This is a genomic window from Rhodococcus jostii NBRC 16295, from assembly GCF_001894825.1.
GTDB classification, from domain to species: domain Bacteria; phylum Actinomycetota; class Actinomycetes; order Mycobacteriales; family Mycobacteriaceae; genus Rhodococcus_F; species Rhodococcus_F jostii.
On sequence record NZ_BCWY01000011.1, the window covers coordinates 13,662 to 31,280 of the forward strand.

Sequence of the window (17,619 nt, forward strand, 5' to 3'; positions counted from 1 at the left end):
TTGGGGTCGGGACATGCAGCGGGTAGTAGCGGCGCTCCTGAAGGGGCGTTTCCGCTGTCAGCCGCGCAGCGAGGCATCTGGTTCGCGCAACACGCAATGGGCGACGTTCCCCTCACCATCGCTCAGTACATCGAGCTTCGTGGTGACATCGACCTCGACCTCCTGACCGAGGCCACCGTTCGCACGGGCCGTGAGTTCGGCTCCGGTTTCCTTCGCCTCGTCGAGATCGAGGGGATGCCCTACCAGTACGTCGACAAGTCCCTCGACGACGCCATCACCTACGTCGACCTCCGGGGCGAGGACGATTCCGTCGACGCCGCCGAGAAGTGGATGCGCGCCAATTACAGCGCCCCCGTCGACCTCCTCGAAGACCGCCTCGTCGTGGTCTACCTGCTCCACGTCGGAGAGAACCACTACTTCTGGTTCTGCCGCATCCATCACATCGCGCTCGACGGCTTCGGCGCGATGGCCCTGATCGCACGCATCGCCGAGATCTACACGGCACTGGTCGAGGGTGCCGAGCCGCCGGCCTGCCGCGCCGAGGACCTGGTGCGGATCGTCGAGGACGAGCAGAGGTACCGCAATTCCGAGCGATTCGCGAAGGATCGCGAGTACTGGGCCGAACGCACCGCGCACCTGCCCGAGGCCCCGAGCCTCGCCGGACGTGCGGCCATGGTGGGCAAGTTCGCGAGGCTCTCCTCCGAGGCCCTGCCCGCGTCCACCGCCACCCTTCTCGACGACGCTCTGGACGGCAGCAACGCCAGCTCCGCTCCCATCGTGGTGGCCGCCTTCGCCGCGTACCTGGCCCACATGACGGACCGGACCGACGTCGTCCTCAGCCTCCCCGTCTCGGCTCGTACCACCGCCACGCTGCGCCGCTCCGGCGGGATGGTGTCGAACATCGTTCCGCTGAGACTCCAGATCACCCCGGAGATGACCGTCCCCGAGCTGGTCAAGAGCGTGCAGATCGAGCTGACGGGCGCCCTGCGCCGCCAGCGGTACCGGCACGAGGACATCCGCCGCGACGCCGGTGCACCGCAGGGGCAGCGTGGATTCTTCGGTCCCTCGATCAACATCATGATGTTCCACAGCGAGATCAAGCTGGGCACGGTCACCGGCCACCAGAACGTCCTCACCACCGGTCCGGTCGAGGATCTCTCGCTGAACATCTACCAGGGTGTCGCCGGCAGCAAGATCCACATCGACTTCGAGGCGAACCCGAACCTGTACTCCGCGGACGAGCTGGACCGTCACCACAGCCGGTTCTTCGACTTCTTCGAGCGTTTCCTCGGCGCCGGCGACGATGCGTCGGTGTCGGACCTCGCGGCGATGAGTGAAGAGGAATACGAGCAGGTTGTCGCCGGATGGAACGGCGACGTCGTGTCGCCGCCGCCGGGCACCGTCGTGAACCTCTTCGACACCCAGGTCGCCCGCACTCCCGACGCGACGGCCCTCGTCTTCGAGGGTGAGGAGCTCACGTACGCCGAGTTCGACGCGCGCGTGAACCGTCTCGCCCGGACGCTGATCGGGAGGGGAGTGGGTCCGGAGACGAAGGTCGCGCTCGCGATCCGCCGCTCACTCGACTCCATGGTCGCGATGTATGCCGTCGTCAAGGCCGGCGGCGCGTACGTGCCCCTCGACCCCGACCACCCGGCCGAGCGCACCGCGTACGTCCTCGACAGCGCCCGCCCGCTGTGCATCCTCACCGTGTCGCGGGACGGTCTCACGTTCCCCGTCGCGCACGACGTCGTGGAGATCGACGCCCTGGATGCGAGCGATGTCGAGTCCGGTCCGATCCGCGACGACGAGCGCGTCGCCGAGTTGCGGCCGGCCAACCCGGCCTACGTCATCTACACCTCGGGGTCCACCGGACGTCCGAAGGGTGTGGCGGTGAGCCACGCGTCGGTGCTGAACCAGGTGACGTGGATCGCGGCACGCTACGGGCTCGATGCGAGCGACGTCGTGCTGCAGAAGACGCCGACGACGTTCGACGTGTCGGTGTGGGAACTGTTCTCCGCGCTCGCCTCCGGATCGCGCCTCGTGATCGCCGCTCCGGAGGGGCATCGCGATCCCGCCTACCTCGCCGACGTGATCGCGCGCGAGAAGGTGACGGCGACGTCGTTCGTCCCGTCGATGCTGTCGGTGTTCGTCTCCGAAGCGGATCGCGAACAACTCGACAGCCTGCGGGTGGTTCTCGTTGCGGGAGAGGCATTTCCGCCTGCGGTTGCGAGCGCGTTCCGCGCGAAGTCCGACGCCGCGCTGCACAATCTGTACGGCCCCACCGAGTTCACCGTGCACGCCACCGCAGGTGAGGTGGACCGTGAGTCCCTCCATACGATTCCCATCGGAACGCCGGTGTGGAACACCGAGGCGTACGTGCTCGACGGTCACCTCCGTCCCGCTCCCATCGGTTCCGCGGGAGAGCTCTATCTCGCGGGGGCTCAGGTCGCCCGCGGGTACGAGGGCAGGCCGGACCTCACGGCGGAACGCTTCGTGGCCAATCCTTTCGGTGCCGGCGCCACCCGCCTGTATCGCACCGGCGACCTCGTCAAGTGGCGCGTCGACGGCAGCATCGAGTACCTCGGCCGCACCGACTTCCAGGTGAAGGTGCGCGGCCTGCGCATCGAACTGGGTGAGATCGAGGCCGCGATGTCCTCGTATCCGCATGTGGCGCAATCGGTTGCGGTCGTGCACGACAGTTCCCTCGGGCAGCGGCTGGTCGGCTACGTCGTTCCCGAACCCGGTTCGGCCCTCGAGGTCGAGGATCTGACGGCCCACGTCGCGCGCGCCGTGCCCTCGTACATGGTCCCCGACGCCGTCATGGTGATCGCGGAGATGCCGGTCGGCGCGAGCGGCAAGCTCGACCGGAAGGCGCTGCCCGAACCCACGTTCGCGGCGGAGTCCAGTGAATACGTGGCCCCGCGCAGCACCATGGAGGAGTCGATCGCCGCACTGTTCGCAGAGGTCCTCGGTGTGCCGAGGGTCAGCGTCGGCGACTCGTTCTTCGCGCTCGGCGGCGACAGCATCGTCTCGATCCAGCTGGTGTCCCGCGCGAAGGAAGCAGGGGTCCTGTTCACGGCCCGCGACGTGTTCGAGCGCAAGACCGTGGCATCCCTCGCCGAGGTTGCGAAGTCCGCGTCCGACTCCGCGACGGTCCACGTCCTCGAGGAGTTGCCGGGCGCAGGTATCGGCACGATGCCGCTGACGCCGGTGGTGCACTGGATGACGGAGCTGGGCGGCGACTTCCACCGCTTCTCCCAGTCGATTCTGCTGACCCTGCCGCCGAAGGTCGAGCGCGATCGGCTGGTGCGGACTCTGACGGCCGTCGTCGATCGCCACGACGCCCTGCGTTCTTCGCTGCGCCGCAACGACTCTCCCACGGGTTGGTCGCTGGAGGTCGCACCGATCGGTTCCGTCGACGTCGACCGGCTCGTCGACCGGGTCGAGTTCACCGAGGGGCCGGGAACCGACACGTTCGATGCCCTCGCCGCGCACGCTCTCGAGCGCACGGTCGACACCTTGGATCCGGCGACCGGCAGCGTCGTGCGCTTCGTCTGGTTCGCACCCGCCGAGGACTCCGGAGACCTCGCGCCCCGGGACGGCGAGGACGGGGACGTCGCGGAGGTCGAGCGCACCCCGCAGGCGGGACGGCTGCTCGTGGTGATCCACCACCTCGCGGTGGACGGTGTGTCCTGGCGAGTGCTGGTCCCCGACTTCGCGTCCGCCTGGGCGCAGATCGCCGCCGGGGCAGACCCGTTGCTCCCGGCGGTCGGCACGTCCGTTCGCCGGTGGGCGCACGGCCTCGCCGACAATGCCAGAAGTGCCGGGCGCCTGGCCGAACTCGACTACTGGCGCACCACACTCGACGGTGTGGACCCGCTGATCGGTTCCCGCGCACTCGACGGCCGCGACACGGTCTCGACCACCGGCCGCGTCCGCCTGGAGGTCTCGGCGGACGTCACCGACGGTCTGCTGACGGGTGTGCCCCGCGCATTCCACGGCGGCGTCAACGACGGTCTCCTCACCGCCCTCGCCCTGGCTGTCGCGGCGTGGCGGGCCGAACGGGGAGTCGGCGAGTCCTCGACCCTCGTGCACCTCGAAGGTCACGGCCGCGAGGAGACGGTGCTGCCCGGCGCCGACCTGTCCCGGACGGTGGGCTGGTTCACCAGCATGTTCCCGGTTCGCCTGTCGGCGCCCGGGGTCGACGTGCAGGATGCGCTCGCCGGAGGCGCCGCCGCGGGTCGCGCCGTGAAGTCGGTGAAGGAACAGCTCGCGCAGGTGCCCGAGCACGGCATCGGATACGGGATGCTCCGATTCCTCAACGCCGAGACGCGTGCGGTCCTCGCGGCCCTGCCGAGCCCGCAGATCAGCTTCAACTACCTCGGTCGCGTGTCGGTGGGTGAGATCCCCGACGCGTTCCGCGCCGCGGGCTGGGTGCCCGACACCGACACGATGGAGCTCACCGGCAGCCGCAACAGCGAGATGCCGGTGCACTTCGCCCTCGACATCAACGCGATGATCGTGGACGTCGAAGGGGAACAGCGACTTTCGGCCACCGTCGACTTCCCCCATGGTGTCCTCACCGAATCCGAGGTCGGCGAGCTCACCGGCCTGTGGACCCGCGCGCTCGAGGGTCTCGTCGAGCACACGAAGCGGCCCGGAGCCGGTGGCCGGACGCCGTCGGACCTCGACCTCGTTCCGCTGAGTCAGAGCCGGATCGACACCCTCGAGAGCGAGTACCCCGCCCTCGCGGACGTCTGGTCGCTGGCCCCGCTGCAGGTGGGCCTGCTGTTCCACGCGTCGCTGGCCGGTACCGCCACCGACGTGTACACCACCCAGCTGGTCATGGACCTGGGCGGATCCGTCGACGCCAGCCGGCTCCGCCGCGCCGCGGAGTCGCTCGTCGCCCGGCACCCCAACCTGCGCACCGCTTTCGTGTCGGCCGACGACGGCACCGGCATGCAGGTGGTCGTCGACCGGGTGGACGTGCCGTGGACGCACATCGATCTCTCGTCGGCGTCCGACGCCGACCGTGAGTCGCAGCTCGACGCGCTGATGCTGGCGAACCGGACGGACCGGTTCGACATGACCGCACCGCCGCTGGTGCGATTCCTGTTGGTCGAGACCGGCGAGGACCGCTACCGGTTCGCCGTCACCAACCATCACATCCTCCTCGACGGCTGGTCGCTCCCGATCCTCATCCAGGACCTGCTGACCCTGTATGCGGTGGACGGCGACACGCTGGCACTGCCGCAGCCGCGTCCGTACCGCAGCTACCTCGAGTGGCTGTCCGCGCAGGACCCGCAGGAGTCGGTGGCAGCGTGGGCGAAGGCCCTGGGCGGCGTCGAGGAACCCACACTCCTCGCCCCGGTGCACGCGGAGACCGCTCCGACGCTCACCCCCGGTGAGCTCGTGATCGATCTGCCGGACGACCTGCTCGCCGCGATGACCGCACGTTCGCGCGAGCTCGGCGTCACCATGAACACCCTCGTGCAGGCCGCGTGGGGAATCGTGCTGGGCAGGCTGACCGGACGGGACGACGTGGTGTTCGGCACCACCGTCTCGGGTCGTCCGCCGCAGGTGCCGGGCATCGAGTCCATGCTCGGGCTCTTCATCAACACCCTGCCGGTGCGGGTCCGTGTCCGGGGCGACGACGCCGTCCGTACGCTGCTGGACCGCATCCAGCACGAGCAGACCGGGTTGCTCGACCACCATCACGTCGGGCTCACCGACATCCAGCAGGGCCTCGGTCTCGGCGCGCTGTTCGACACCCTGATGGTCTACGAGTCCTACCCGCTCGACCGCGAAGCCCTCACGAAGAACAGCGACATCGAGGGTCTCCGCGTTCTCGACGTGACGTCCAACGACGCCACGCACTACCCGCTGGCGATCGTCGCGATGACCGATCCGCGACTGCACCTGACCGCAAAGTTCCTCCCCGAGGTCTTCGCCGCCGCCGAGGTCGAGGAGATCATGGCGCGGGTCGTCCGGGTGCTCGGTGCACTGTCCGCCGACGTCGACGTTCTCGTCGCGGACATCGACATCCTCGCGCCCGACGAGCGTGCGTCGCTGCTCGCAGCAACGGGCACCGAAGCGGCCGCACCGCTGTCACTGCCGGAGATTCTCGGGGCGACCGCCACGGAGAACGGTGAGCGCACCGCCCTCGTCGCGGACGGCGAGTCGCTGACGTACGCAGAACTCGACGCGCGGTCGAACAGACTGGCCCGTGTTCTCGTCGACTACGGTGTGGGGCCGGAAACATCTGTGGCGCTGGGGATGACGCGCTCGGTGCACTCGGTCGTCGCGACGTGGGCCGTGGCCAAGGCCGGCGGCACGTTCGTGCCCGTCGACCCGCGCTACCCGTCCGAGCGCATCGCGCACATGATCACCGACTCCGGCGCGATCCTCGGCCTGACGGTGACCGCACAGCGGGACACCCTGCCCTCGGGCATCGACTGGCTCGCGCTGGACTCGGCCGAGTGCGCCGCGTTGTGCGCCCCGAAGTCGCCGGAACCGGTCACGGACTCCGAGCGGACCGCGTCGATCCAGCTCGAGCACCCGGCGTACATGATCTACACGTCCGGTACCACCGGTCTGCCCAAGGGTGTCGCCGTCACCCACACCGGTCTGGCGAACTTCTCCGCCGAGCAGCGCACCCACTACGGGGTGAGCCCGTCGGCGCGGACCCTGCACTTCGCGTCGCCGAGCTTCGACGCCTCGGTCCTCGAACTGCTGCTGGCCTTCGGCTGCGGCGCGACCATGGTCGTCGCCCCCGCGGACCTGTATGGCGGCGAGGAACTCCGGAGCTTCCTCGCGGACAACGAGATCACGCACGCCTTCGTCACCCCCGCCGCGCTGGCGTCGGTGGAACCGGCCGGACTCGACCGGCTCGAGGTCGTCGTGGTCGGTGGCGAGGCGTGCCCGCCGGAACTGGTGGAACGCTGGGCCCCGGGCCGTCGGATGTACAACGGCTACGGACCCACAGAGGCCACCGTCATGAGCAACGTCAGCAACATGCTGGTGCCCGGGAGTCGGGTCGAGATCGGCGGTCCGGTCTGCGGTGTCACCGTTTACGTTCTCGACGACCTCCTGCGCCCGGTACCCGTCGGCGTGGCGGGGGAGCTGTACGTCGCGGGCCCCGGTCTCGCGCGCGGCTACCACGATCGTCTCGGCCTCACCGCCGAACGATTCGTGGCAAACCCGTTCGGCGAGAACGGAACCCGGATGTACCGCACCGGTGACATCGTCCGGTTCGTCGTCGACCACGGGCATCGCGCCGGCTACGGCGTGGAGTACGTGGGCCGCAGCGACTTCCAGGTGAAGGTCCGCGGGTTCCGCATCGAACTCGGAGAGATAGACGCCGCGCTGGTCAAGCATCCGGACCTCGAGTTCGCGGCCACGCTCGGCGCCGCGATGCCGTCCGGCGCGACGGCACTCGTGTCGTACGTGCTGCCGGCCTCCGGTAGCACGGTCGACGTTGCCGAGGTGACGCACTTCGTCGGGGACACGCTTCCGGCGCACATGGTGCCGAGTGCGATCGTCGTCCTCGACGAGATCCCGCTCACCACGGCCGGCAAGCTCGACCGGAAGGCGCTGCCCGCGCCCGACTTCGACGCCCTGCAGGGTGAGATGGTCGAACCGCGCACCCCCACCGAGGAACTGGTCGCCGGTGTCCTCGCGGACGTGCTCGGACTCGCGAAGATCAGCGTCGCCGAGTCGTTCTTCGATCTCGGCGGCAACTCGCTCGTGGCCACGAAGGCAGTCGCCCGGCTCAACGCTGCCGCGGGCACCCGCCTCGGTGTGCGCGAATTGTTCGAGGCGCCGACCGTGGAGCGGCTCGCCGTCACGGTGGCCGAGCAGGCCGGCACGGCCTCGCACCGACCGGTTCTGGCCGCCGGCCCGCGCCCCGGGCGCGTTCCGCTGTCGATGGCTCAGCAGAGTATGTGGCTGATGAACCGGTTCGACACGGCGTCGTCGGCGTACAACATCCCGCTCGCCGTCCGACTGTCCGGTTCGCTCGACATCGACGCGATGTCGAGCGCGGTGTCGGATGTCCTCGCGCGGCACGAGTCGCTGCGGACGGTGTTCCCCGACTCCGGCGACGGCCCGTACCAGCACGTCGTCGATGCCGGGCAGGTTCCGTTCGACCTCACGCCGGTACCCGTCCCCGACGCCGAACTCCACACGGCCCTCACCGAATTCGCCACCGAGGGATTCGACGTCACGGTCGCGCCCCCGCTGCGTATCCGGCTGTTCGCCACGAGTGAGAGCGAGTTCCTGCTCGTCCTCGTGGTGCACCACATCTGCGCGGACGGTGCCTCGATGGCGCCGCTCGCCCGGGACGTCATGGTCGCCTACAGCGCACGCACCGCGGGCGCCGCCCCGCTGTGGCAGCCGCTGCCGGTGCAGTACCCCGACTTCGCGTTGTGGCAGCGCGAGGTACTCGGCGACCCCGCCGACACCCAGTCGCTGGCCGGCAAGCAGATCGCCCACTGGGCCGACACCCTGGCCGGGGCACCCGAGCTGATCGACCTCCCGCTGGATCACACCCGCCCGGCCCGGCAGTCGATGCAGGGCGATTCGATCGACTTCGCGATCACCCCCGAGCTGCGGCGCGGCCTCGAGGCGGTCGGCGGGGAACGCGGCGCCTCGCTCTTCATGGTGACGCACGCGGCGTTGACGACGTTGCTGTCGCGGCTGAGCAACAGCGACGACATCACCGTCGGAACCCCGCTCGCAGCACGCAGCGATCAGGCGCTCGACGACCTGGTCGGCATGTTCGTCAACACCCTCGTCCTGCGCACCCAGGTGCGCCCGGGGGATTCGTTCGCCGCCCTCGTCGAGCGGGTCCGCGAAGGTGACCTCGCGGCGTTCGGCAATTCCGACGTGCCGTTCGAGAAGATCGTGGAGGCTCTGCGGATCCGGCGCTCGGCGGCGTACTCGCCGCTGTTCCAGGTGATGCTGTCGTTCCAGAACAACCGGATGGACGCGCTCGAACTGCCCGGGCTGACCGTGCGCGTGATCGACGACATGGCGCAGGGCGCCAAGTACGACCTCACGTTGACGATCACCGAGAAGGCCGACGAGTCGGGTGATCCCGCGGGCCTCGGCGGCCGGTTCACGTTCGCCACCGATCTGTTCGAGCGGAGCACCGCCGAACGGATCGCGGAACGGTTCGTCCGGATCCTCGAGGCCGTCGTCACCGATCCCGGTGTCGCTGTGGGCGACATCGACATTCTCACGAAACACGAGAGAGCAAAGTTGAGCCGAACCACACCTGCCCGCACGATGACGGTTCGCGAGCTGCCGCAGCTTCTGGCTGCCGCGGTCGAGGTCGCGCCCGACGCCGTCGCGCTCGCGCACGACGGTATGCAGGTGACATACCGCGAGTTCGACGAGCGGCTGCGCTTGATGTCGGCGCCGTTGTCCGAGCGGGGCATGGGCCCCGACGCGATCGTGTCCGTGGTGCTGTCCGGTCTGGTTCCCACCATCATGATGGCCCCGCCGTCGGAGGACGGGAAGGACGGCTTCGGCACGATCCTCGACCAGGTCATCGCCGATGCGCACGCCCTGGTCGGTGACGTCGAGATCGCGGCGCCCGCACCGGAAATCATTGCGGCACCGGACACGGAGGTCGCGGAGACGCAGGGCTGGCCGCTCGAACTGTTCGTCACCCGCTGGCAGGAATGGGTCGAGCGCGACCCGCAGGCTCTCGCCGTCGTCGCCGGCGGCGTCTCGACCACCCGCGGTGAACTCAACCGCCGGGCCAACCAGCTCGCACGCGAACTGCTGTCCCGCGGCGTCCGCCCCGACGACGTCGTCGCACTGATCGTTCCCCGTTCGGTCGAATGGGTGATCGGGATGCTCGCGGCCTGGAAGGTCGGCGCGGCGTACTCCCCGTTCGACCAGAAGTGGGCGATCGAGCGGATCGCCGGTCTCGTCGAAGACAGCGGCACGCGGTCCGTGGTGACCACCCGATCCTGGACCGGGCTCACCGAGGCGCCGGGCGGGAACGCGGCGCTCGACGACCCGATCGTGCTCGACGATCCCGAGACGGTGCGCTACCTCGAATCGCTCGACGACACCGACTTCCCGCACGACCCGTGGTCGGACGAGCACGCCGGAAAGCGTCTGGCGCACGTCATCTCGACGTCGGGCTCGACCGGGCGGCCCAAGCCCACGATGGTGCCGATGCTGGGTCTGTCCAACAACTATCAGTCGTACCAGGGCGACCTCCGGGTGAAGGACGGCACCGGACTGCTGATCGCGAACTCCCCGCTGTTCGACCAGACCCAGAAGAACATCTGGGTGGGGCTCGCGTACGGCGGCGTGCTCCACCTCGCCGACGACGGCTTCGATCCGGGGCCGATTCTCCGCATGATCGGCACGGGCGACGTCCAGATCACCAACCTGGCACCCAGTGCGTTCGAGGTCCTCACCGAACTGGACGCCGACGGCGTCCTGCCCAATCTGAAGGTAATCCTGCTCGGCGGTGAGATGCTGCGGCCGGCAGCCTGCACGGCGCTGATCGGCACCGATTCGCGCCTCCTCAACAACTACGGGCCGACCGAGGCATCGGTCACCTGCTCGTCGTACGAACTGGACCTCTCCACCGAGGATGCCGAGCCGTGGCCGGTTCCGTTCGGCGCCGCGTTCCGCGGTGTCCGGTACCACGTGCTCGACGGCCGGATGCGCCCCGTGCCGCCGGGAGTGACCGGTGACCTCTACATCGGCGGCCAGGTCCTGGCCCGCGGGTACGGCAACATGTTCGGCACCACCGCGTCACGATTCGTGGCGAATCCGTTCGAGGGGCCCGGCGCCCGCATGTACTGGACCGGCGACCGGGTGCGCGAGCGCGACAACGGTCTGCTCGTGTTCGTGGGCCGCAGCGACTTCCAGGTGAAGATCCGGGGTCTGCGGATCGAGCTGGGGGAGATCGAATCTGCCCTCACCGCACAGAGCGCGGTGCAGAAGTCGGTGGTGGTCGTCCACGACAGCGAGCAGGGTCCCCGGCTCGTCGCGTACGTCACCGCGACCGTCGGCACCGAACTCGACGTCGACGCGACGGTGGACGCGCTGCGTCACGTGCTGCCGTCGCACATGATCCCGGACGCGGTGATGGTTCTCGACGAGATGCCGCTCAACGCGAACCTCAAAGTCGACCGCAAGGCCCTTCCGGAGCCGGTCTTCGCCACCGGCACAGCCGAATTCGTCGCAGCGCGCACCCCGCTCGAGGAGGTCGTCGCCGGCATCTTCGGTGACGTGATCTCCGCGGCGCGGGTGAGTGTCGACGACTCGTTCTTCGACCTGGGTGGCAACTCGCTCAGCGCCACCCGAGTGGCGGCCCGCGTCACCTCCGCGACCGGAACCGAGGTCGGGATCCGTGACCTGTTCGAGGCGCCCACGGTCGCGACCCTCGCGAAGCTCGTCGAGGACCGGGCTCACCACGGCTCCACCCGTCCGGCACTCGTCGCGGGCGAGCGCCCCTACGAGCTTCCCCTGTCGCTCGCACAGCAGCGGATGTGGTTCCTCAACCGCTTCGACCCGTCGTCACCGGCGTACAACGTGCCACTGACCGTGCGTCTGCGCGGCGCACTGGACGTCGCGGCGCTGGCCGGGGCGCTGTCCGACGTCGTCGCGCGGCACGAGGTGCTCCGGACGGTGTTCCCGGATTCCGATTCCGGTGCGCACCAAGTGATCCTGCCCGCCGCCGACGTCGATCTCGCTCTCGAGCCGGTCGACGTCCGCGAGGAGGACCTGCGGGACCGGATGTTCGAGTTCGGCTCGACCGGCTTCGACGTGACCGACACGATCCCGGTCCGGGCCCGCCTGTTCCGGCTCGGCGCGGACGATCACGTCCTGGTCCTCGTGATGCACCACATCGCGTCCGACGGCGCGTCCACTTTGCCGCTGGCCCGCGACGTGATGACGGCGTACGCGGCTCGTCAGGACGGGACGCAGGCCGCGTGGCCGGCTCTGCCCGTCCAGTACGCGGACTACGCGCTGTGGCAGCGGGAGGTGCTCGGTTCCGAGGACGATCCCGAGTCGCTCGCGGCCGCCCAGATCGACTTCTGGGCGAAGGCCCTCGCGGGTGTGCCCGACGTGCTCGCCCTCCCCACCGACCGCCCCCGGCCCACGGTGCGGTCGATGGCCGGTGCGTCCGTCGGCTTCTCCGTCGACGAAGACATCCACCGGCGCCTCGGCGAGGTCGCGCGGGCACACAACGTGTCGCTGTTCATGGTGCTGCACGCGGCGTTGTCCGTGCTTCTGGCACGCCTGAGTTCGAGCACCGACATCGCCATCGGCACTGCGGTCGCCGGTCGCGGTGCCGAGGCACTCGAGAACCTCGTCGGCATGTTCGTCAACACCCTGGTGCTCCGGACCGAGGTCGAGCCCGGAACGTCCTTCGCCGAACTGCTCGAGCAGGTCCGGGCGCAGGACCTCGCCGCGTTCAGTAACCAGGACGTCCCGTTCGAGCAGTTGGTGGACGCACTGAAGCCGACCCGCTCCACGGCGTACTCGCCGCTGTTCCAGGTCGTGCTGACGCATCAGGTCAACGGCATCCCGTCGCTCGAGTTCGCCGGACTCGAGGCGACACCCGGTGCGGTGGACGTCGAGTTCAGCAAGTTCGACCTCACCGTCGACCTGCGCGAACTCTGGTCGGACGAGGGTGCGCCCACCGGGATCACCGGTGTCCTCGGGTTCGCCACCGAGATCTTCGACGCGGAGACCGTGCAGGGCTTCGCGGATCGCTTCGTGCGGATTCTCGCCGCCGTCGCCGGTGGCGGCACGGACATCGCGGTGGGGGACATCCCCATCCTCGATGCCGGCGAGACGGAGGAACTCACACCGGTCCGCGGTATCGAGGGCGTCTCGGCCGCGACTCTCGTCGAACTGCTCTCCGCCGCTGTCGCCGCCAACCCGGACGGGGACGCGGTCGTCTCCGGCGGCGGCTCCGTCACCTACCGCGAGCTGGACGAGCGCTCGAACCGGGTGGCGCGCATCCTGATCGAGCGCGGAGTCGGTGCGGAGACGTTCGTCGGGCTCGGCATCACCCGCTCGATCGCGTCCATCGTCGGTATCTGGGCCGTCGCCAAGAGCGGCGGCGCATACGTTCCGATCGACCCCCGGTATCCGGACGAGCGCATCGCGCACATGGTCACCGATTCCGGTGTGGCGCTGGGACTTTCCGTCGGTGCAGAGGTCGGCCGCCTTCCGGTGGACGTCGACTGGCTGGTTATCGACAGCGAGGAGTTCGAGGCGGCCTCCGCGGCGTACTCGTCGGCTCCCGTCGCGGAAGCGGAGCGTCGCACGGCGATGACCCCCGCCAACAGCGCCTACGTGATCTACACGTCCGGTACCACCGGGCAGCCCAAGGGTGTCGTCGTCACGCATCGGGGTCTCGCGAACTTCGCCGCCGAACAGCGTGAGCGCTACCAGGTGACCACCGATTCGCGGACATTGCACTTCGCGTCGCCGAGCTTCGACGCGTCCGTACTCGAACTGCTGCTCGCGGTCGGTGCGGGAGCCACCATGGTGATCGCTCCCACCGACGTGTACGGCGGACCCGAGTTCGCCACGTTCCTGCGCGAGCAGCGCGTCACGCACGGGTTCGTCACGCCGTCGGCGCTGGCGTCCGTGGATCCGTCCGGGCTGGACGACTTCCAGTTCGTCGTCGCCGGCGGCGAGGCCGTCCCCGCCGAACTCGCGGCCCGCTGGGCGCCGGGTCGCTCGCTGTTCAACGGATACGGTCCCACCGAGACCACGATCATGACCAACATCAGCGACCCGATGGCCGCCGACGGTCCGGTCACGATCGGTGGTCCGATCCGCGGCACCAGCGCGCTGGTCCTCGACGATCGACTCCGTCCCGTTCCGGTCGGTATCGCAGGTGATCTCTATCTGTCGGGCCTCGGACTGGCCCGCGGCTACCACCGGCGGACGCCGCTGACCGCGGGGCGCTTCGTGGCGAACCCGTACGGCGAACCGGGCGACCGGATGTACCGCACCGGCGACGTCGTGCGCTGGACGAAGGACGCGGACGGTGCGCTGACCGTCGACTACGTCGGCCGCTCGGACCAGCAGGTGAAGGTCCGCGGATTCCGCATCGAACTCGGCGAGATCGACGCGGTGCTCGCGAAGCACCCCGACGTCGACTTCGCCACCACGTCCGTGCTGCCCGGACCTTCCGGCGACGCGGTTCTCGTGTCGTACGTGCTGCCGGCGACGGGTGCCGAGGTGGATGTCACCGGCATGCTGGACTTCGTGGGCGAATTCGTGCCCACGTACATGGTGCCGTCGACGATCGTGACGCTCGACGCCATCCCGCTCACGCCCGTCGGCAAGCTCGACCGCCGGGCGCTGCCCGAGCCCGAGTTCCTGGCGGAGGACCGCGAGTTCCGTGCCGCGGGAACCGCTCTGGAACAGCGGGTTGCCGCGGTGTTCGCGGAGGTTCTCGGTGTCGACCAGGTCGGTGCCGACGACTCCTTCTTCACGCTCGGCGGCAACTCGCTCGCCGCCACCCGGGTGATGGCACGGATCAACGAGGCCGTCGGCGTCGACGCCCCGGTCCGCGAGATCTTCGAGGCCCCCACCGTGGCGCAGCTGGCACGGAGGCTGGAGGCGCTCGGTGTGGATTCGGGCGGACGACCGCCCGTCACCGCCGGACCGCGTCCCGACCGTGTTCCGCTGTCGCTGGCACAGCAGCGGATGTGGTACGTCAACCGGTTCGATCCCGCATCGGCCGAGTACAACATCCCCTTGGCGCTGCGACTCACCGGTGAGCTGGACGTCGACGCGCTGCGGTCGGCGATCGCCGACGTGGTGTCCCGGCACGAATCGCTGCGCACGGTGTACCCCGACTCCGTCGACGGCCCCTACCAGGTCGTCCTGTCCGACACGAAGTCCGAACTCGACGTCGTCGAGGTGGCGGGCGAGCAGGAGCTGCGAGAGCGGGTCGTCGCGCTGGCGTCGGCCGGCTTCGACGTGACCGCCGACGTCCCGGTTCGCGCCGCACTGTTCGCGCTGGGCGAGGCCGACCACGTGCTCGTCGTCGTGGTCCACCACATCTCCGCGGACGGTTCGTCGATGGCCCCGCTTGCACGGGACCTGTTCGGCGCCTACGGTGCTCGCGTGCAGGGGGAGGAGCCCAGCTTCTCGCCGCTGCCGGTGCAGTACCCCGACTTCGCCCTGTGGCAGCGGACCGTCCTCGGCAACGAGGACGATCCGGAGTCTCTCGCGGGCAAGCAGATCGCGTACTGGACGCACGCATTGGGCGATGCCCCGGAGGTCCTCGACCTCCCGGCGGACCGTCCACGACCGGCCGTCCGGAACCCGCAGGGTGGCCTGCTCGAGTTCGAGATCGGGCAGGACGTGCACCGGTCGCTGAACGAACTCGCGCAGACCCACCAGGCGTCGCTGTTCATGGTGGTGCACACCGCACTCGCCGTGCTGCTGGGGCGGCTGAGCAACACGACCGACATCGCCGTCAGCACCCCCGTCGCGGGCCGCGGTGACCGCGCGCTCGACGACCTCGTCGGGATGTTCGTCAACACGCTCGTGCTGCGCACCGACGTCGACCCGAACGCCCGCTTCAGTGCTCTGCTCACGCAGGCACGTGAGGTCGATCTGAATGCATTCGGGAACGCCGATGTGCCGTTCGAGCAGGTCGTCGAGGTGCTTCGTCCGTCGCGCACCGCCGCGTACGCCCCTCTCGCGCAGGTGATGCTGAGTTTCCAGAACCTCGAACGACCCAAGCTCGAGCTCGCGGGGCTGACGGTCGAGGTCCTCGAGAGCGGACTCACCACGAGCAAGACGGATCTCGGTGTCGCCGTCGAGGAACGGTTCGGCGAGGGATCCGCCGAGAACGGCATGCGGGGCTGGTTCTCCTACGCCACCGACCTCTTCGACGAGTCGACGGTCCGCGCCTTCGCCGATCGTTTCGTGCGCGTGCTCGAGGCCGTCACGGCCGACGCCGACGCCGTCGTCGGTGACATCGACATCCTGACCGAGGACGAGAAGGCCGGTCTGGTCGTTCCGGACGACGGGGCGCAGTCCCTCATGTCGCACTCGATCTCGGAGGAGCTGGCCGCCACCAAGTCGCTGCCCGAACTGCTCGACGGTGCTGCGTCGATCAACCCGGACGGAATCGCGCTGTCGCACAACGGGACCGATGTCACGTATGTGCAGCTTCGGGACAAGTCCGCGGAACTGGCGCGCACGCTCGCCGGTGTGGGCGTCGGCCCGGAGGCCGCCGTCACGGTGGCACTGTCCACCCTGCTTCCCGGACTGCTCGACGGATCCTCGGGCGAAGGTTTCGCCGACACGTTCGCCGGTGTCCTCGCCGGCGTGATCGCCGACGCGACGTCCGCGACCTCCGCGACGGAAACGGAGGAGCGGACCCTCGTCGACCTGTTCGACGAGCAGGTGGCACGGACGCCGGACGCCGTGGCTCTGGTGTTCGGCGACGACGCACTGTCCTACGCCGAGTTCGACGCGCAGACCAACCGGCTGGCACGGGAACTGCTGGCGCAGGGCGTCGGCCCGGAGTCCCGGGTCGCGGTCGCGCTGCGCCGGTCCCTCGAGATGATGATCGCGATCTACGCGATCGAGAAGACCGGTGCCGCGTACGTTCCGCTCGACCCGGATCACCCGGCGGCGCGCACCGCGTACGTGATCGACAGCGCCTCCCCGGCGTGCGTGCTCACCTCTTCGGCCGACCGCACCGCCGAGACGGACGCACCGCAGATCGAGGTCGACACCGTCGACCTCTCCGGTCACGCCGACGGTCCGATCACCGACGACGAGCGCGGGGCACCGATCCGTCCGGATTCGACCGCGTACGTGATCTACACCTCCGGCTCGACCGGCAAGCCCAAGGGCGTCGCGGTCAGTCACCGGTCGATCGTCAACCGGCTGATGTGGATGCAGGACACCTACCCGCTCGATTCCACCGACGTCGTCCTGCAGAAGACGCCCGTCACGTTCGACGTGTCCGTGTGGGAATTGTTCTGGCCGCTCGAGGTCGGAGCCCGGCTCGTTGTCGCGATCCCGGACGGACACCGCGACCCGGCGTACCTCTCGAAGGTGCTCGCCGAGCACAGCGTGACCACGATGCACTTCGTGCCGTCGATGCTGGCCGTGTTCACTGCGGGCGCCGACGCCGCTCTGTGCGGATCGTTGCGACAGGTGTTCTGCAGTGGTGAAGCACTTCCGCCGGCGTCGGCCGACGCGTTCCGCGACTTCTCCTCCGCGGCGTTGCACAACCTGTACGGCCCGACGGAGGCCGCGGTCGACGTCACCTACTGGGAGTGCACCGACGCGGACCGCGCGACGGTGCCGATCGGCGCCCCCGTGTGGAACACCCAGCTCCACGTCCTCGACTCGCGGCTGCGTCCAGTGCCCGCGGGCGTGCACGGCGAGCTGTACCTCGCCGGAATCCAGTTGGCCCGCGGCTACGTCGGCCGCAGCGACCTGACGTCGGACCGGTTCGTGGCGAACCCGTTCGGCACGGCGGGGCAGCGGATGTACCGCACCGGTGACATCGTCCGCAAGCGTGCCGACGGCATCGTCGAGTACATCGGGCGCCGCGACTTCCAGGTCAAGCTCCGTGGTCAGCGC

Annotated in this window: 1 protein-coding gene (cut by a window edge); it reads left to right on the forward strand. The window is 69.3% G+C overall.

Annotated elements, in window-relative coordinates:
• On the forward strand, window positions 1-17,619 hold the 5' portion of the coding sequence (locus RJ1_RS09900) for a non-ribosomal peptide synthase/polyketide synthase (RefSeq protein WP_255284873.1). It continues 16,254 nt past the right edge of the window; 17,619 of the gene's 33,873 nt are visible here — the first part of the coding sequence; the start codon lies at window positions 1-3; its stop codon lies off the right edge, out of view.